This is a genomic window from Bradyrhizobium sp. P5_C11_2 (genome assembly GCF_054049755.1).
Genome location: NZ_JBFULT010000012.1, coordinates 1 through 17154 on the forward strand (window position 1 = coordinate 1; position 17154 = coordinate 17154).

The 17154-nt window shown below is 62.7% G+C and carries 16 protein-coding genes and 3 pseudogenes; 4 read left to right on the forward strand and 15 right to left on the reverse strand.

Annotated features, from left to right (window positions below; all coding sequences use genetic code 11):
• Nucleotides 1-172: transposase (locus ACXJL8_RS02565; protein WP_456684608.1), on the forward strand; the 172-nt coding region annotated here is incomplete at its 5' end.
• A gap of 76 nt (nt 173-248) precedes the next feature.
• Here ACXJL8_RS02565 and ACXJL8_RS02570 read toward each other — a convergent pair.
• The 4 genes from ACXJL8_RS02570 to ACXJL8_RS02585 form a co-directional block, all read right to left on the reverse strand.
• Nucleotides 249-1637 (reverse strand): DUF2254 family protein, encoded by a 1389-nt coding sequence (locus ACXJL8_RS02570; protein ID WP_456684575.1) that lies wholly within the window; start codon nt 1635-1637, stop codon nt 249-251.
• Nucleotides 1638-2228: 591 nt separating this feature from the next.
• A complete protein-coding gene (locus tag ACXJL8_RS02575; RefSeq protein WP_456684576.1) occupies nt 2229-2366 on the reverse strand; it encodes a hypothetical protein in 138 nt (45 codons plus the stop codon).
• A gap of 117 nt (nt 2367-2483) precedes the next feature.
• The gene (locus ACXJL8_RS02580) at nt 2484-4253 is read right to left on the reverse strand and encodes a glycoside hydrolase family 15 protein (protein WP_456684577.1); all 1770 of its coding nucleotides are present in this window, start codon (nt 4251-4253) and stop codon (nt 2484-2486) included.
• 98 nt (nt 4254-4351) lie between these two features.
• Nucleotides 4352-5920: a GMC oxidoreductase gene (locus ACXJL8_RS02585; protein ID WP_456684578.1), complete on the reverse strand. Its 1569-nt coding sequence runs from the start codon at nt 5918-5920 to the stop codon at nt 4352-4354.
• A 216-nt stretch (nt 5921-6136) separates the two neighbouring features.
• On the opposite strand from ACXJL8_RS02585, the gene ACXJL8_RS02590 reads away from it, so the two are divergent.
• Complete coding sequence (locus tag ACXJL8_RS02590) at nt 6137-6598, forward strand: DoxX family protein (RefSeq protein WP_456684579.1); 462 nt, start codon at nt 6137-6139, stop codon at nt 6596-6598.
• A 14-nt stretch (nt 6599-6612) separates the two neighbouring features.
• Entirely contained in the window at nt 6613-7062 is a 450-nt protein-coding gene (locus ACXJL8_RS02595; RefSeq protein ID WP_456684580.1) for a cupin domain-containing protein, read from the forward strand.
• A gap of 209 nt (nt 7063-7271) precedes the next feature.
• Here ACXJL8_RS02595 and ACXJL8_RS02600 read toward each other — a convergent pair whose 3' ends face one another.
• The 3 genes from ACXJL8_RS02600 to ACXJL8_RS02610 all read right to left on the reverse strand — a co-directional run bounded on the left by ACXJL8_RS02600 (nt 7272) and on the right by ACXJL8_RS02610 (nt 9435).
• Nucleotides 7272-8249, reverse strand: a complete 978-nt coding sequence (locus ACXJL8_RS02600) for an SMP-30/gluconolactonase/LRE family protein (protein ID WP_456684581.1) — start codon at nt 8247-8249, stop codon at nt 7272-7274.
• Between the two features lie 13 nt (nt 8250-8262).
• Nucleotides 8263-9096 carry a VOC family protein gene (locus ACXJL8_RS02605; RefSeq protein ID WP_456684582.1) on the reverse strand — a complete coding sequence of 278 codons (834 nt, stop codon included), beginning with the start codon at nt 9094-9096 and terminating at the stop codon, nt 8263-8265.
• A gap of 126 nt (nt 9097-9222) precedes the next feature.
• The gene (locus tag ACXJL8_RS02610) at nt 9223-9435 is read right to left on the reverse strand and encodes a hypothetical protein (RefSeq protein ID WP_456684583.1); all 213 of its coding nucleotides are present in this window, start codon (nt 9433-9435) and stop codon (nt 9223-9225) included.
• Nucleotides 9436-10036: 601 nt separating this feature from the next.
• Between ACXJL8_RS02610 and ACXJL8_RS02615 the strand changes: the two are divergent.
• Nucleotides 10037-10417 (forward strand): annotated as a pseudogene (locus ACXJL8_RS02615) (cytochrome C); the annotation flags it as partial.
• A 12-nt stretch (nt 10418-10429) separates the two neighbouring features.
• On the opposite strand, the pseudogene ACXJL8_RS02620 reads toward ACXJL8_RS02615, so the two are convergent.
• The 8 genes and pseudogenes from ACXJL8_RS02620 to ACXJL8_RS02655 form a co-directional block, all read right to left on the reverse strand.
• Nucleotides 10430-10507, reverse strand: a pseudogene (locus ACXJL8_RS02620) (IS6 family transposase); the annotation flags it as partial.
• A pseudogene (locus tag ACXJL8_RS02625) lies at nt 10501-10892 on the reverse strand (IS630 transposase-related protein); the annotation flags it as partial. The pseudogenes ACXJL8_RS02620 and ACXJL8_RS02625, both read right to left, overlap by 7 nt.
• Before the next feature lie 152 nt (nt 10893-11044).
• Nucleotides 11045-12112, reverse strand: coding sequence for a calcium/proton exchanger (gene cax / locus ACXJL8_RS02630; protein ID WP_456684584.1), 1068 nt, complete (start codon nt 12110-12112; stop codon nt 11045-11047).
• A 922-nt stretch (nt 12113-13034) separates the two neighbouring features.
• The gene (locus ACXJL8_RS02635) at nt 13035-13547 is read right to left on the reverse strand and encodes a PRC-barrel domain-containing protein (RefSeq protein WP_456684585.1); all 513 of its coding nucleotides are present in this window, start codon (nt 13545-13547) and stop codon (nt 13035-13037) included.
• 121 nt (nt 13548-13668) lie between these two features.
• Nucleotides 13669-14064, reverse strand: coding sequence for a hypothetical protein (locus tag ACXJL8_RS02640; RefSeq protein WP_456684586.1), 396 nt, complete (start codon nt 14062-14064; stop codon nt 13669-13671).
• 238 nt (nt 14065-14302) lie between these two features.
• On the reverse strand, nt 14303-14647 hold the full coding sequence (locus ACXJL8_RS02645) for a hypothetical protein (protein ID WP_456684587.1): 345 nt from the start codon (nt 14645-14647) through the stop codon (nt 14303-14305).
• A gap of 685 nt (nt 14648-15332) precedes the next feature.
• On the reverse strand, nt 15333-15668 hold the full coding sequence (locus tag ACXJL8_RS02650) for a hypothetical protein (RefSeq protein ID WP_456684588.1): 336 nt from the start codon (nt 15666-15668) through the stop codon (nt 15333-15335).
• Between the two features lie 133 nt (nt 15669-15801).
• A complete protein-coding gene (locus tag ACXJL8_RS02655) occupies nt 15802-16269 on the reverse strand; it encodes a hypothetical protein (RefSeq protein WP_456684589.1) in 468 nt (155 codons plus the stop codon).
• Nucleotides 16270-17154 lie beyond the last annotated feature (885 nt).

A 17154-nucleotide genomic window follows, 5' to 3' on the forward strand; every position in this document is an offset into this window, starting at 1 on the left:
GCCGCTATGCTATCGCCTCCGGAAGCAGGTCGTCGAGCCGGTATTCGGGCAGATCAAGCAGGCCCGGGGCTTCCGACAGTTCTTACTCCGCGGCCTCGATCAGGTCCGGGGCGAATGGGCGCTGATCTGCACCGCCCACAACCTCCTCAAATTGGCGAAGGCCGGGCACTGAGCCCAAAGCCGACGCACACGTCTGCCCAGACTTCGACGCTCATCCCACCTCGTGAACTCGTTACTCGGACGGGCTCCTAGGACCTGTCCACTCCCGGCGCACGGGTCGAGCGCGAGTTCAGAATGCCAAGGGTACTGCGCAGCTCGACGGTGGCCTCCGCGACGGCGTTGCCAACGCTCGCGAAACCACGCTGATCAAGGGAACGGGCAAGCTCGTCTAGCGTCTCCGCGAGCTGACGCGTCAGGACATGTTCGCCCAAGCTGGAAATGGCTCGGTTGGCCACGTCGGCGAGCCGCTCGGCGGCGGGCTGCGAAACGTGGTCGAGGAGGATCGCGAGGGTGCGCAGGGCGACCGATAGTGTCTGAGCCTGCATCGATTCGGAAGCCGCGACAATAATTGTCTCCAGCGCATCCGTCGCCTCGCCGGGCGTTCGGTCGGCATAGACCAGGGGCGAGTCTGGATCCTCCGGCGGCTCGACCTCGGCGGGGCTCCAGCGCGAGATGATGTCGCGCAGTGCGTGCACGACCGCTTGCCCGGGATGAGGGTTGGACTTGGCCGTCGACGTCGATGACCATGCGATGGTCGCGAGTTGGTAGAGCCCGTAGCTCGCGTCACGCCTAAGGTCGCGCTCGTCGTCGAATGTGACGGCTTTCACCGCAGCTTCAGCGATCTGCTGGCGATCCTGTGGGCCGAGCACGACGTGTGGATCGACACGCAACGCAAATAGTGGATCGCCGACTGCGACCTGGCTGCCCGGTGAGGCGAGCAGCTCGAGCTCTGCGGTTCCGGAGGGGCATGCCGCGACGGCTACTTGGACCTGGTCGATATTGATCACTGAGATGTGTCCGGTCTCCGGCGAGCGGATGGTCAGAGCCAAAAGCCAATGGGGTCGCGGCTTTCGGCGCGTGCGACCGAGGAGTCGCTCATCGTACGCACGGGCACGCAGAACGTATTGGTGAATAAAATGTACGATTTGCGCTGGACGCATCTGGTCGATGGTGTTGTAAATCATGACCACGATCATGCAGAGGGCGGCGGTTGTCATCACCAGCGAGAGCGCTGTTCCGAATACGGGCCGGTGGAACTGGCTGTTGGTGAGCAGCGTCAGCAGAACAAAAACCGAGAGGCCGACGAAGTACCCGAAGTAGAACTGATTAGCCCGGCGCATCATGAACTGGTCAGTGACCTGGGCAGTAAGCGCCGCGGAGCCCTGCTGGACGGCGATTAGCAGCAGGGAGAAAGTAATTGACGTGATCGTGATTACGCCCGACGCGAGCGTCGCCAGGAGGCTGCCAAGGGCTTGACGGTCGCCAAGGAGTTCGGCGAGCCAATCCAGCCCCGCTGGCGCCCCGGCAGACCAAACCCGGTCGGCGAGGTAGACGAGTGCGTTCAGCGCAATGAAGCCCGCCACGGTTGCGAGTGGCAGGGCCAGGAACGCACCGAGAGCACGCCGGAAGGCGGCCAAGATACGATTTCGCACAGGTTCGACTGATCGAGCCGGCATGTTCACACACGCCTCCGGCTACCTGCTAATTCAAGACGTACCCCGCCTCCGGGCCCGCGACACACTCCATACGTCGGCCCGCTTCTTGGGTCGGGCCGACCTGCTGCGAGGCAGGCGAGCAACGACAAGAGCGTGAAGGGCCGCATTGGTGGCCACGGATCCGAGGTGTACTCGCCAGACGGGAACTGGTGTCTCGTGGTTGTGGCGCAAAGAGCGTGTTGTTGTACGCTTCCTGGACCTCGCGACATGGTCAGGGGCCATCCTCGGTGCAGATGCTGCGGTGGCACCCGCACGCTATGCGCTCCAGACCAGCTTGGTCCCAGACTTTCAGCAGTCCACGCCCTCGTGGGATCATGCGAGCTGACACCCTCTCTGCCATCGTGGGGCTGCCGCTCGGGGGCGACGTGGACCGAAAGCCTGACGCAAAGGCTGATGGAAAACTACGACCTCTTTACCATCGAGACGATCCTGAGCAACCAAAGGCCATCAGCCGAGTGACCGGCCGCCTTGGGTTCATCGCCGAATTTGTTGGATCAAACAGCGTGACGACGGTCATCTGCCGGCGGTGGGCACGGACTTGCAGATCAAGGCATGATCCTGCTGCGTTTGCTGCCCGACCATCACCTGCTCCGTGTCGCTCGGCACAAGCCCGGCGGTCTCCCTATCGTGGCTGACGGCCAGCAGAAGCATGCCCGCGCGCTCCGTGCCGAACCGTCAGTTCAGCGGTTGACAACCGCTTTCGTCGGCAGCCTTCTGATCTGCCAGCCAGCCGCAAAGCACTCCGGCTCCAGCTGACGATCCATTGAGCTAAGAGACGCCGCGCTTCAGAACCGACCCGGACAGGTGAAGTGCTGTTTGGATCAGCGCGAGATGACTGAGCGCCTGCGGGAAGTTGCCCGAGAGATGGCGACCCGGAACGTTGTATTCCTCAGCCAAGAGCCCAAGATCGTTCCGGACTGCAAGTAGCCGCTCGAAGGTCTCGTGCGCTGCCTCACGCCGCCTTTGCATGGCTTGGCAATCGGCAAGCCAACAGCTGCAGGCCAGGAAGGCTCCTTCCGGGTTCGGCCCGCGGACTCTGTGGCGCCTCACCAGCCCATCCTCGACGAGATCCCGCTCGATTGCCGCGATGGTGCGGGCGATCCGCTCATCGTCAGCCGGAAGGAAGCCGACGAGCGGCAGCAGCAGCAAGCTGGCATCGAGCTCCTGACCGCCATAGTAGTCCACGAAGGTGCCCAGGCCAGGATCGTAACCTTCCCGGCAGATCTCCGCGTGCATGCAGTCGCGCAAATCCGACATGCGCGACAGCATCGTCTGATCGGCATCGGCTAGTTTGCTCCGCCCGTCGAGGAAGCGGTCGATCGCCACCCAGCACATCACTTTCGAGTACACGTAGTGGCGTGGTTTGCCGCGCGCTTCCCACAAGCCCTGATCGGGCTCCCGCCACACAGACTCGACGTGGCGCATGACCGCCTGTTCGAGGATCAGCTCCTGGTTTGAGCGCTCCACCCCAGCTTTGGCGGCCAGATGAATTGAGTCGATGAGCTCGCCGAAAATGTCGAGCTGGCGCTGGGCCGCCGCGGCGTTGCCGATGCGCACGGGTGTGGACCAGCGATACCCGGGCAGCCAAGGAACGGTCCATTCCTCCAGCCGGCGTCCTCCGTCGATGCGGTACATGATCCGCATCTTGTCCGGATCACCCGCGACAGCACGCAACAGCCAATCGCGCCAGGCCACCGCCTCCGCCTTGAACCCGGCATTGAGCAGCGCCGCGAGCGTGAAGGTTGAGTCGCGGAGCCAAGCGTAGCGGTAGTCCCAGTTCATCTCACCGGCAGGTGCCTCCGGCAGCGAGGTTGTCGGTGCCGCGACGATGCCGCCGGTCGGACGATAGATCAGCGCCTTCAGCGTGATCAGCGAGCGGCGCACCGCTTCTGGCCAAGGCGTCGGCTTTTCGAACTGGCCGACCCAGTCGCGCCAGTAGACCTGGGTTTTGGCGAGCGCGGCCTTCGCGTCGATCGGAGCCGGCGCGGGCTCGGCGGAAGCACCGTACATCAACACGAACGGCAACTCGTCGCCGTCGCCCACCTCGAACTCAGCCTCGGTAATCTGCTCGCCTCCACCGAGGTCCACGGGCGCGTGCAGGATGACAAGGTCCGGGCCGGTGCGGGCCAGCGCGCACCGGCCGTGCCGCTCAACCCAGGGGGAAAGCGAGCCGTAGTCGAAGCGCAGGTTGAGGGTGGTCCGAACCTGCACCCTCCCGTGCAGGCCGGTGACGATCCGCACCAGAACGGGGGGACCGTCCCGGACGGGCATGAAGTCCGTTACGCGCACAGCGCCGTCATCCGTGTGGAAGTCGCTCTCCAGCACGAGGGTGTCGCGCTGATAGCGGCGCTCGACCCGCGCCGGCTTGGTGGGGGCCAGCTTCCAGCAGCCATGCTCGTCCGTGCCGAGCAGAGCTGCCAGGCACGCGTCGGAGTCGAAGCGGGGCCAGCACAACCAATCAACCGACCCGTCGCGGCCGACGAGTGCAGCAGTCTCTCCGTCGCCGATCAGGGCGTAATCCTCGATCCGTTTGCTCACGGGCCTCTCCTTTTGCCGGCGACTGTCGCAGCGCGCATCGGATCCTGCAGAAACCGGGTTAGGCGAGAAGGGCGAGTGCGTGAGGCGGGGGCATGTCCTCAGCCGAGGCGGCGCTCGACGTGGTCGGCGACCCGCAAAGCATTGGCGATGATGGTCAGCGTCGGGTTCACCGCGCCGATCGAAGGAAAGAAGCTCGCGTCGGTGACGTAGAGGTTGTCGAGTTCGTGCGCCTTGCACCGGAGGTCGAGCACGCTCGATTTCGGGTCGGTGCCGAAGCGCAGGGTGCCGGCCTGGTGGGCGGTGCCCGAGAGCGGAATATTCTTGCCGAGGTAGAGCGAGCGCTCGAACACGTAGCTGTAGAGCCCGCCTGGGGCGAGCAACTCCTCAAGCTTGAGGCGCAGCCGCTCGTGCGCCTCACGGTTACTCTGTGCGATGTCGAGGATCACGCGCCCGTCGCGGTCGATGATGACGCGGTTGTCGGGATGGGGCAGATCCTCGCTTTGCAACCAAAAGTCCATGGAGTGGCGCGCCATCATGTCGAACGGCGCGTCGGGCAGGAAGCCGGTCCATTCCGGTAACTCCTCGCCGCGGATCTGGTCCGGGTGCGTCTTGGCGCACATCTGGATCAAACCCATCGGGAACTCCCAATCCGGCGACTCGAAGTAGAAGTCGGAGACCGCGAGTGTCTTCTGGAAGATGGTGTCATTGACCTCCTTCGAGAGCCCCATCAGCACCGACATGTTGTGGCGCATGTAGTTGCGTCCGACTTGATCCGAGCCGTTGGCGAGCCCGTTCGGGTGCGCGGCGTTGGCCGAGCGCAGGAGGAGCAGCGCCGAGGATAGTGCACCGCAGGCGACCACGACGATGTCGGCTGAGTAGCGCTCCTCGCGGCCCTCGCGCGTGGCCCGTACGCCCGTCACTGTCTTGCCCGATGGGTCGGTCTCCAGCTTCGAGACATAGGCGTTGACGAAAAGCGTGACGTTGTTGTGCCGAGCCAGGGTCGGGTCGACGGTCATCACCTGGGCGTCGGCCTTGCCGTTGAGCAGGCAGGGGAACCCGTCAAAGGTGTCACAGCGGATGCAGATCGAGGTCGGGGTGGGACGTCCGTCGCGTTCGTCGAGCTTGATCCCAAGTGGCAGGTGGAACGGGTGCAGCCCGACCTTCGCCCAATCATCAGAAAGCTTTTGAATACGCGGCGCATGGCTCACCGCCGGGTGATCGTAGGGACCGCTCGACCAAGGCTCGGTGGGGTCCTCGCCGCGGTGGCCGTGCACGGCAAACAGCGCCTCGGCCTGAGCGTAGTACGGCTCGAACTCTGCGTAGGACACCGGCCAAGCCGGCGAGATACCGTCGACGTGGCGCACCTCTCCAAAGTCTCGCTCGCGCAGGCGGAACAGCGCCGCGCCGTAGACCTTCGAATTGCCACCGACGTAGTAGTGCAGGGCTGGATTAAACGGGCGGCCGTCGCCGCCGTACCAGGTCTCGTGAGCTTGATACTTGCCGTCCACGAACACGGCTTTGGCGCTCCAGTTATCCCGAGAGCGGGGCAGATAATCTCCGCGCTCCAGGAGCAGGATGCGCTTGCCGGTTCTGGCGAGCCGGCTCGTCAGCGAGCCGCCGCCCGGACCTGAGCCGATCACGATGACGTCGTAGTGATCTCCTGGCATGCCGCGGTCCGCTTTGAGGCACTCACAGTCGCGCGGCCAAAGTAGGGCTCCGGCCAGCGTTCCGGCACTTCAAGTAGCGGGTTCATCGATTCGAGCGCCGGAAACCGAGTCAGAGGCGGTACGTTGGCGGACAGGAATCTCACGGCAGGATCATCGGTCCCCAATGGATCACGCTCTATCTCGTCCCGGACGCGTCGGATCCTGGATGCTCGGCCGATGACATGGCTCAACCTTGCAGCGGTGCCGCTCGTGGCCAAGATTTGCCTCGTGTGCATGTTTCCACTGAGTGCGCTGGACAAGGTGGTACATTGGGGTGAGGCGATGAAGCAGGCCTCATCCGGTCCGCTGCCCAGTCCAGCCGTACTCCTCGTCGCCGGCATCCTTGTCGAGGCGGTGACGCCGGTGATGATTGTGTGCGGCTGGCATGATCGGGCCGCCGCCTTCGTGCTCGCGGGCTTCTGCGTGGTCACCGCGTTGCTGTACCACCGCTGGTGGGAGTTTCCAGATTTCTGGTCGAAGAACGGCGAGGGCCGCTCGCACTTCTGGGATTTCTTCAAGAATTTCGGCCTGGTAGGCGGATTGCTGCTCGTGGTGATTGCTGGCTCCTACGCGCCAGCCTCGCGGGTGATTGAGCACCCGCGCTCCGATACCCCTAACCCCATCTCCGGCAACCCCTGAGGAATACCGACCGCATGTCCGATCAGCAGCCTCCCCGCATGCCCTACTGGCACGTCTACACCGATGCAGAGGGCGTTAGCCGGCAGAAACGCTTCGAGCTCTCGGCGTTCGAGTTCAAGGGTGTGAACCCCGAGGTCGCACCGCAGTGGAACGACAAGATGGACCCGTCGAAGGCTGGCGTGACCTTCACAGTACTCCCGGTCGGTTGGGTCGGCGACTGGCACGAGAATCCTAAGCCTCAGTGGATCGCCGTTCTGACCGGACGCTGGTTCGTCGAGACCATGGATGGCACTCGCGTTGAGATGGGGCCGGGCGAGCTGATGTTCGGGGAGGATCAGGGCACGAAGCCTCGTAACGGGCGCAAGGGCCACCTTTCGGGCACTGTCGGCGAAGTCCTCTGCACGATGATCGTCACCGGGCTCGATGTTGAGCCGACGGTCAACAAGCCCGGTCGATTCAAGTAGCCGGCCGAAACACCAGCACTCAAGCGATCAGGTCGAGAGCTGAGGAGAGAGGGTCGCGCCGCGACGAACATCCGCTGCATGCCTCGCCGGCCGAAGCAGCAGTTCGGGGGCTTAGACGGATTGAGGCCACAGGTCGCACAGAATGCAGTATCAGTGCAGAATGCGCTCAGGGAAGCCGTGCATACTTCCGCAGCGCAGGCATCAACCCGCTATGCGATCAAGTCGATTGCGAAGAGATACTTGGTGGCTGCAATAAACAGCCGGGTCATCCCGGAGCCGCCAAATGCGCAGTTGGAGCAGACGGCCGGTGCTGGGATGTAGCCAAGCGGGGTACGGTCCGGCGCGATGATGTGGATGCCGTCCGCGGCTGTGGTCCATACCCAGCCGCGCGAATCAACGGCAAACCCGTCCGGATACCCGTGGTCGGTGTGGCAAAAGAAACGTCGTCCCGACAAGGTTCCGTCTGCGGCGACGTCGAAGGCCTGAATCTCGTGCGTGCGGCCGGTCTGTGGCCCAGGTATTTCGTTGAGTGAGAGCGCCGTATCGGACACATAAAGCGTCCGTCCATCGGCAGAGAAAAACAGGCCATTGGGCTGCTCGAAGTCGGCCATACGGCGCAGCTCCTGCTTGGCCGGATCGAACCTGTAAACGCTACGGTGGTCGAGCTCAGGTTCGGCAAGGCTGCCCTGATTGGGCATCAGGAGCCCGAACGTCGGGTCGGTGAACCAGATTGCACCGTCGGCGGCTACCGTGATGTCGTTCGGCGCGTTGAGCCGCTTGCCCTCGAAATGGGTGACGATCGGCTCGACCGCGCCGTCGGTGGTGGAGCGACTGATACAGCGGCGGCCATGCTCGCAATGAACCAGCCGACCATCCGCACCCAGCGCGTTGCCGTTCATGAAATACGTGCCGTCGATTGCCACCGTGACCCGGCCATCGTCGGGGTGCCACTGCAGCAGCCGGCGGTTCGGCACATCGGACCAATAGAGACATTCCTCTGCCGGATGCCAGACCGGGCCCTCGGCGTGTAAGGTTCCTTCGTAGAGGCGCAGCAGCTTGGCGGATGGGGACAGCACTTCGGCCAAGCGCGGATCATCGATCTGAACACCCTGGAACGGCTCGATGATCTCGGGCGGTCCAGCCCTGCGTAACAGCCGTCCAGGAAGCAGAGAACTATCTTGAGACATCGGCAATGCCTCCTCACGTCTGAACTTGCTGCAGGTGGCCATCAGGGCCGCTGATCAATTGGGTCTGCCGGCCGTGCCACACGATGCGTGTCGCCGCGACGTCATTGGCTCGCAGCGCTGCGCCTCCTTGACCCTTTGGGGTTCGGTAGCCGAGGAGTTCGAGATGAGGCGTTCCGCTCTGTGGCTTCATCGGGATGACTGCGACCTCAACACCGGGCAGCCCGTCCAAACATTGCTGCGCCGGCCCATAGTTCATGCTGCGCTCGCCGACACTCAGCCCCAGCGCTTGGTAGAAGGCCGCACTTGCCTCCTCGTCCGCAACGCTGATCGCCGAATGATCAATCCCGAGTCCAATCTGCCCGGCTAGCCTGTGCCGGTCCCGCCAAGCACTCGGGGTCTTGCTCTCGGGAAACTGCAGCAATTCGAGTGGATGTCCATCAGGATCGCGGAACTTGAACGCCTGCACGCCCCCGGAGGAGGCTGGTAGAAGCTGCGGCCCTCCGGACGAGATGGGACTGATGTCGCGCAGGCGGCCATAGGCAAGGTGCACATCATCTACGACAAGGGCGAGATGCTGAAACCAGAGCGAGGCGGCGTCGCCGTCCAGCGGGTAGGGCCGGCCCGCCTGCTCGAACTGGTCAATCCACAGGACCTGATCCCCGAGGCTCAGCACCTGCCGCTGTCCTTGACCAGACAGACCGAGCAGAGCCATCTCACCATCGTCGATCGGCTTGTCTGCTCCGTGCGCTGCAAAGCCCAACACTTCGCAATAGAAGCGAACGAGCCGCGTAGCGTCGCCTGTCACAAGAGCAAAGCGGGTGACGGCCTGCAGAGTATGCTTGCCCATCGTGACTCTCCAGGAACTCATCGGGCACGTAGTGCACGCCCGCTCCGTCCGCGATCAGCACCTCGACAAAACCGACGAGGACCACCTCGGTTGGCCTTTCAATTGCCCCGGCAGCCTTCCGAGGGTTCAATCGATCCCCTCCAAGCCGAGGTTGCCCAGATGCGGCGACACCTGCAGGGCCTGTGTCTGCCTGGTGGTGACCCGCGGGACGGGGCGCGTGGTTTCATCGAGGTAACGCCCGATCAGGCCGGCGGTGACGAACACGGAAAGGACAACGAAGACGACACCGAGCACGCCAGTCGTTTGCTCGGCGTGCTGCTCCAGCTTTTTGATCAGCATGTAGCCTGCAGTGAACATAGCGGCCAACACGGCTGGCACGGTCATGATCGCGGGCTTTGAGTTCCCTTTGATCGCTTCAACGGGGAAGGCAAATAGCCGGTTCTGCCCATTCCTCAGACCTGTCCGGCAGCAGACAGGCTACGAATGGCTCAGTCCGCTCCACGACCCGCATGTTGGAATCGTACCAGCCGCCAACGGGACGTCAGCCGCGAACCGGTTGCCCCAATCAAGCTGGTTCGATTTGGCCCTCACTCTGTCAATGCGGCGAGCGGATCACTCACGCAGCGCAATGTCCCGCATCCGAAGAATGCGCCGAGTCACTCGTCACCGCGCTCGTGACGTGCACCCGTTGCTCATGCCCCTCAAACTGCTGCATGGGCTCGGGCTTCGCGAAAACGTGACCTGCATGAGAGGTCCCATATCTGGAAGCCAGCGGTTGACGCCGCTGATTGCGATCGGGCGACGTTGGAGGATCATCCATGAGAGGTGTTGTACGTGCCCTTGTTGGGCTCACGGAGGGACAATCGGGTTGTAGCGCCGCGTTAGCGGCAAATCCGAGTGCCCCTCTTCCGCGCAGAAGAATGAGACGGACGGCACACCTGTGGATCTCAAAAGCATTGGGCCGATGCAGCCGGCCAAGGTTCAAGATGGCCAGTACACCCATAAGAACGGGGATTCGACCTATCACGTCACAGACGCCGGCAAGAAGGTCGACTGGTACACAATGTCCGGCTACCTGCGGCACAATGCCAACTGCATAGTCTGCCACGGCCCGGACGGCATGGTCTCGACCTACGCCCCTTCGCTGGTTGATGCCCTCAAGGGCATGGATTACGCGCATTTCGCCGGCATCGTGGTCGGCGGCAAGAAGGACGTGAATGCCGCGCAGGAACTGGTCATGCCGGCGTTCGGGGTTAACCGGAACGTCATGTGCTACTTGCCGGACATCTATACCTACCTGCGCGCCCGTTCGGACGGGGCGCCCGCCCCTCTTTCATGCTTTGTCCGCGGTGGGAAGTCCGAAGCAGTAGGCCAATAGCTGGTTCTGCTCGCGCACTGTCCTGGCGCCGCTCTCACGTCCTCGCGCTCCTGCTCAGMYGCGTWSAGAGCCMCTTTTTGCGSGTGATSCSGTGGCGGGCGAAGAAGCGCGACAGACTACTGGTGCTGACCGCGATCCCGTGCTCCTGAATGGCCTCGCGCAACTCGCGCAGGAGGATCTGCGGGCGAGCCTGGTAGGTCTGCCAGATGAGGTCGACATGAGCCTCGATGTGGCGGGAGCGCTGGTCGCCGCCCAGCGGCTTGGGCGCGACGTGGCCCACGCGCTGTTTCTGCTGCAACCAGCGGCTGGCGCTGGCCCGACTCACGCCGAAGTGCTCGGCGGCTTGCCGGCAGGTCGCCCCAGCTGAGACTGTCGACGCCACGCGCTGGCGCAGTTCAACGGACAAAGTTGTAGGCATCGCCTCCTCCTTGCCCGGTCAGCCCCCAGCCGCGCAGCACAGCTTCCGATCGGTCGAGACCCGCTCTAGCTCGAACTCGCTCCATCAGATGCCGGGACCAAACACCTATGCGGCGGCGGCTTGACACTCCCGGGTTTCATGTGAGCCTCGAGTCAGGTCGGGCTCGCGAAGAAGAAGGCTAGGCCAAACAGGACGTAGACCCCGACCAGGAGGAGCCCTTCGAACCACGTCGTCTCGCCGTCCCGGGCGATGGCGTTGACGATGAAGGCCGTGCCCGCAATCGCGAAGAGGTGCAGCGGGTTCGAGAACACCAGCGTCATCGGCTGGCCGATCGCCCAGGAGATGATCACCAGCAGTGGCGCCAGCACCAGCGCTACCTGCACGGCCGAGCCGATGCAGATGCTGAGTACGAGCCCCATCCTGTCCTCATGGGCGAACCAGGATGCCGCGAACAGGTCGCCGGCCGTGCCGACTAACGCCAGCACGATGACGCCGAGGAACATCGGCGAGAGATGCAGGCTCCCAGCAGCCTCGGTAACGGTGCCCGAGAGCATCTCGGACTCGAAAGCGATCGCCACCGTCGCGCCGACGAGGACCGCCAAGGCGAACGGCAGGCTCCATTCAGCCTCGGCGCTGCCCTTATCGTTCGCGAACACGTCGCGATGCGTGACGAGCGTGAAGGCCAGGTTGGCGAGGTACAGCAGCAGCAGCACGACCGAGACGCCGAGGCTGAGTTCCTCGTCGGTGATGCCCAACGTCGTGCCCTGCCCGGACATCTGCCCGTTCAGGTCGAACACGGCTGGCAGCAGCAGGGCGATGACGACGAGGATCAATAGGGTCGATAGCAGGCCGGCCCGCTCTGCACTGAACTTCTGCCGCTCCCGAGTCGCGCCGCCCACGATGATGGCGAGGCCCAGCCCGAACAAGCTGGTCCCCATGATCGAGCCGGCGATCTGCGCCTGCACGACAGCGGCCTCGCCGCGCACAAGCACGAACAGCGCCAGAACGAGCTCGGCGATGCTGCCGAAGCTCACCGTCAGCAGGCCGCCGATGGCGGGACCAACCCGGTCCGCGAGCTGATCAGTGGCACGCCGGACCCATTCCGCCAGCACGGCGATGGCGAGCGCGCTGGAGCCGAAAACCAGGAGCGGCGAGGCATCCACCAGGTAGTTGAGCGCCGCCGAAACGGGAATGAGGACGAGGAGAGCGATGAAAACCATGAGGGAGAACAGTTACTGGAGGATAGCGAGTGACAGGCAGCACTCGCAGAATTCAGGGTACAACTGATAGCGCAAGATCGTGCACGGTGTTGATGCACTTTATGAGGCATGTGGAGTAAACCCCGTCCCGCCAACTCCGACCGGGGTGAACGGATCTTTAGAAGGTGGCCTGTGCCTCCGCGCCCGCGCGCCGCCCGTCCACATCGGTCTGGATCGCGACCACGCCCGGCGGTTCTGACTTCCGATGGGAGAACTATCCGAAACTGGGCCGTGGAGCGGAGCGGGTAGACAGCATGAGCGAGGCCGCGGGTCGACCACAGTCGCCGCGAAACGGTACAGCTAATCCTTCTGGCTAGCGCCCTGCATTGCGTTACCGCGGTTCAGCTAGACCTCGCGGAGGAGCGAGTCCGGGATGGCGGTCTGTGTCTGCCAGCCCGGCGGGGCGTTGACCTGAGTTTGAGTGCGGCGCCTGGCGGATCAAAACCCTGCTCCTAGTGAACTCCTACGACCGGACTTGGCCTGATGCCGATCGCGACTATTAGTGGAGCCGGGAGGCGCACGCCTTCTACAAATAGGCCGTGAATGGCTGACTTGCACGCATACCGATCGTCCTCGCGCGTGTAGCGTCGCACTTCTTCAAGTGTGACTGGCGTGTCGTCCTGCCGAGCTGGGGGGGCGTCATGAAGGAGAGCAGGTATTGGCAAACACCCGCGGATAAGCTGTCCTGGGCGGCCGCGACCGGTGGGACCATTCCGGAGCCTGCATACAGGCCGGCTGACAAAATCAGCGCAGCCCCCGTCGCGAAGTTCTTCATCTGCTGCCCCCCTCCATTTTCAGCCAACAGCCCAGCCCGCCGTGTTCTCAAACGCGGAAGCGGGCTCGCCGGTGGGTCCGCCATGCCTTAGCTTCCACGTGAGAGGCTTCACCGCTTCTTATGGTAGTTGAACGCGGGAGCGTTCTTCAGGCTTTCTTTGTTTGTGCTTGCCATCACGCGGATGTTGCCGTCGCTCTCGCGATGCAATACGAGCGTCGCCGGATCAACGGTGACATAGCGCTCGCCCATGCCGAGGAAGCCCCCGATCCCAATCACCACTGCTTTGATCGTCTTGCCGTTCTCAATGACAAGATCCTCGATCTCACCGATTGTCTCGTTCTGGTTGTTGTACACGTTCGAGCCGACGAGGCGCGAGGAGAGCGTATCGGCGGGCTCTACGTTGACGAAACGCAGCGCAACGGTCGCGCTCTGCACAGCCTGGATACCACGTGGCTTGTCGATATTAGACGAGGCAGCCCCCTGTGAACTTGCTCCCTGGGAGCCGGCCCCCTGCGAGCCCGAAGGAGCGGGCGCTTGGCTGGATTGCGCCAAGGCAGCGCCGGACGCGAGGACAAGGCAGAGAACAACGGCAGATGCTGCTGTCGTGAGATCTCTGAGCATGACTGTTCTCCCTCAGGAACATGGATCCGACCCGCGTGCGCAGGCATCGTCTTTGGAGAGACGAGGCGCTACCTGTGTGACGCCTCGTTCGCGCATTGGCAGCTCCGCAGAGCGGCAGCTATCAGCTCTTCAGGTGCTTGCGCACAGTCTCAACCGCGCTCTTGCACTTCTGGGCGTCACCCTGGAGGTCTGCCTTACGGGCATCGTCCAGTGCCGCGATCGCTGCCGGATCCACCTTCTGGTTCCCCGCTGAAGGTCCGGTGGCCTGCCCGGCAGCAGACTTTGCGGGCAGGGTTGTTACACCTTTGGCCGCTGAGACACCGGGCGGCATCATCCCTGTATTAGCGCCGCCTCCGTCGTTGTTGGCCGACGCCATGGCGGCCGGGTCGACCCCCATCTGCTGCATCTGCTTAACGAGCAGGGCGACGTCCTGTGAGCAGGGACCTGCGAACGCCTGCGAGGCAGCAAGCGCTAAGGGAAGAGCTAGAGAGCCAACGATGATGCTTTTCAGGATCATGGATTTCCTCCTCAATAGAAATTGCCACGCGTATTTGCACGCACGCACACCAACCAACGATTTGGATTGGTACAAGGTTTGATGACCGGTGCCGCGACGGGCATTCATCGAAAGTGGGTGCAGCGGGGCACAAAACCCCGCCACGCGAGCCTCAGACGTCGAAGAGGCCTCCATCGCCCATGTCATCCCCGACATCGTTTAATTTAGGTTCCTCGATCATCTTATTGCGATTCCTATCTTAAAACGGATAAATCCTATCATTGAACTCTGAACTAGAGAGATAACTGTCGTTTTCAGTGCCCAATTTGTTGAACGCATCATTGCCAAACCTGGTGTCAAACGCCTGTCCATGCTTTGAAACACCCGTCTTTAACTCACTCGGAGATAGCTTCCCGTCGGCGTTGGCATCCCACTTTTTGAATACGCCAACGCGGTCCACGCCCGTGTTGAACTCTGCCTTGTCGAGCTTCTTGTCCGTGTTTGTATCCCAGCCAGAGATACCGGCAGCAAGCAGCGGCACCGTCATCAGGCCGAAATTCAGACCGAAAGCGCAGGCGGTAGCAGCAAGCTTCTGATCCGACATAATATTCTCTCTTGATTACGCCGCCTGTGTCGCGGAATTACGGTGAGACGGACAACGATTTTTGAAATTGATGCAGCCGTGATCTCCAAGCGATACAGATAATTGGTGTGGGTTGCTCGGAAACCAGTCGGGAATACCGGCAACTCTGTCGGGAAAACCCCGACATCAACCTGCAGGAGATTGCCCGATCGGGGATGGCCTGACCGGCTGGTTTTGGATAAGGCTGACTCAAACGCTCAACCGGAAAAGCTGGGTAGCCGGCGAGGCCCGAAGACGAGCGCGGAGCATGTGGCTCTGACGCTGCGTCGCAGCGACGTGCAGATGGGAGAGGGGACGAGCAAATAGTCCCAAGCACGAGCAGCAAGTCGGACATGCCGAACCGGCAGAGTTTCCCAAAACCGTGGGCACCATCGCTGTGCGTCCGCGCCTGCAAGGCTGCAAGCCCGTGCTCGATGAAGTGGATGTACGCGATGTTCGAGCAGGGCTCCTTCAGCACCTGCCGCGGCCGCACAGGCAGGTGCTCCGGCAACGGCTCAAGCTCCGCCCAGTCCGCCGCAGGAAGTGAGAACGGAAGCTGGTTGCGAGGAGAAGTCATGGTTCTCTCTCCAGTCAAGCCTGGATCCGCAGCCTACCTCGGAGGCTGTTCGCGGCATGTCAAAGGGCGAAGAACTGGGGCTCTGAATGGTCAGCGCCTGTCCTCGGGCGGAAGGTGCTTAAGAGGATCGACGCGATCTTTCTTGGGCCGTCCCGTGTCGGCGCCCTTGTTGCCGCCCTCCATGACGTTCACCGACGACGAGATGGCGGCGGGTGGCGCAACATTCTCGGTTGGATCATGGGCAGACAACCCCGCACGCTTGGTGGTGTCGATACCCGACGGGAGAGTACCAGGCGTTGGCTGGTCAATGCGGCTGTTGACYGATTGCGCCTGCGCTGTGCTACTCATGATGAAGACCATCAGGCCGAGAGAGCCGAAGGTCTTAAGGACGGTGGGCAGGCTACGTGTATGCCAGGTTGGAAGCATTGGATGTCCTTGAACGTGATGGCGCGCTGCTCCGACGCGCACATTAGGCCGTGCGCGGCCATGGCATTGACCGCCCTGGAAGGGCAGGGACCCAGACCGTCGCGCTCGCCGCGTATGGCAGCCGTTCCGAGCGCTACTTGACCCCGCTCGGCTGCCCGGTCGGTCCCATTCCGTATCCCGCCACGTTCGGCGCCGATGAGGAGGCGGTGCCCGCACCGTAGCCGCCATAACCGCCATAGCTGACCGGCGTATAGCCGTAGCCGTCCGACAAGCCGGAGCCGGTTGCCGCGCTGGTAAGCAGCCCAAGACCTGCGTCTGCACCGGAGTGATAACCGTAGCCGAACCGGTTGCCGTAGCCATTGTTGCGGAAGCCAACACCGCGCAGGCCGCTGCCGTAACCGGACTGGTGACCGTAGCCGTAACCATGGTGCCGGAAGCCAACTTTGTGGAATCGGCCGCGATAGCTGAACCGGTGGCCGTACCCACTGTGCCGGAAGCCAACACCGTGGAAGYCGCATGCATCAGCATCAGTCGGAGCGAACGCCAAAGCGACGAGAAGTGCTGTTGAGGCAAAGGCAAAGTTCTTCATCTGTGTTTTCATCTGTCTCAGCTCTTGGTTGCAGTCGTTTTCGGCAACTTCATACCTCGTCGAGCACTGCCGCGGATGTGAAAGTAAAGCCGCGGACATTATGACAAATCAACGGATTTGTAACCGGTTCAGGTCAGATGCCGTTCCCTGTTCTAAAGCGTATAAGCTGCGGCAAACGATCTGCTGGGATGCATTAACATGGGCACTGTGTCCCAGATCAAATTTGCGGCCTGCTTACAGACTCGCAAGTCATGACTATAGGCTTGCTCCACATGAGTTGTCCCGGGCGCTATCCGCATGGTTGTTGCGCAAACACGTGGCCGCTCCGGATTTTTACATCCGCGCAAATCCACGATCAGTGCCCGCCGCCGCTTCCCTGCGGCATCCTGCGCGAGGGCTGGCCCGCATTGCCTGCTGCAGCCGAGTCCGTCTGGATGGTCGAAGCACCGGTTGGCCCCCGTGAGATTGCTAAGTCACGGCCCCTTCCTGTCGTGCCCGGAACGGGTGCCACCACAGTGTGGCTGCCTCTGCGGTAGCCGTACCGATGGCCGTATCGGCGATGCCGGAAGCCGACATTGTGGAGGCCTCCACGGTGGCCGTACCCGCTATGCCGGAAACCAACACCGTGGACGCCTCTGCCGTAGCTGCATGCGTCAGCACCCGTCGGCGCGAATGCCAGCGCAGCGAGAAGTGCTGTCGAGGCGAGGGCTAACTTTTTCATCCGTCTCATCTCCCGGTTGTAGTTCTCTTCGGCAACTCCACGCGTCGGCGAGCGCCGCCTCCAAGCGTTGCCTCGATGTCTGAAAGATAAATTTCCTCCACATTTTCGATCAGGCGATCGTCTATGCGGATGCGAGAATAGAACCGCAACTTCTTCAACGAACATCCGGGCCGCAA

What these genes read in the sequence shown, in the direction of transcription:
- cax (WP_456684584.1), bottom strand. Translation starts at nt 12,112, where the DNA reads ATGGTTTTCATCGCTCTCCTCGTCCTCATTCCCGTTTCGGCGGCGCTC.
- ACXJL8_RS02645 (WP_456684587.1), bottom strand. Translation starts at nt 14,647, where the DNA reads ATGTCGGATCAGAAGCTTGCTGCTACCGCCTGCGCTTTCGGTCTGAAT.
- ACXJL8_RS02595 (WP_456684580.1), top strand. Translation starts at nt 6,613, where the DNA reads ATGTCCGATCAGCAGCCTCCCCGCATGCCCTACTGGCACGTCTACACC.
- ACXJL8_RS02640 (WP_456684586.1), bottom strand. Translation starts at nt 14,064, where the DNA reads ATGATCCTGAAAAGCATCATCGTTGGCTCTCTAGCTCTTCCCTTAGCG.
- ACXJL8_RS02605 (WP_456684582.1), bottom strand. Translation starts at nt 9,096, where the DNA reads ATGGGCAAGCATACTCTGCAGGCCGTCACCCGCTTTGCTCTTGTGACA.
- ACXJL8_RS02585 (WP_456684578.1), bottom strand. Translation starts at nt 5,920, where the DNA reads ATGCCAGGAGATCACTACGACGTCATCGTGATCGGCTCAGGTCCGGGC.
- ACXJL8_RS02590 (WP_456684579.1), top strand. Translation starts at nt 6,137, where the DNA reads ATGACATGGCTCAACCTTGCAGCGGTGCCGCTCGTGGCCAAGATTTGC.
- ACXJL8_RS02575 (WP_456684576.1), bottom strand. Translation starts at nt 2,366, where the DNA reads ATGCTTCTGCTGGCCGTCAGCCACGATAGGGAGACCGCCGGGCTTGTG.
- ACXJL8_RS02610 (WP_456684583.1), bottom strand. Translation starts at nt 9,435, where the DNA reads ATGCTGATCAAAAAGCTGGAGCAGCACGCCGAGCAAACGACTGGCGTG.
- ACXJL8_RS02600 (WP_456684581.1), bottom strand. Translation starts at nt 8,249, where the DNA reads ATGTCTCAAGATAGTTCTCTGCTTCCTGGACGGCTGTTACGCAGGGCT.
- ACXJL8_RS02635 (WP_456684585.1), bottom strand. Translation starts at nt 13,547, where the DNA reads ATGCTCAGAGATCTCACGACAGCAGCATCTGCCGTTGTTCTCTGCCTT.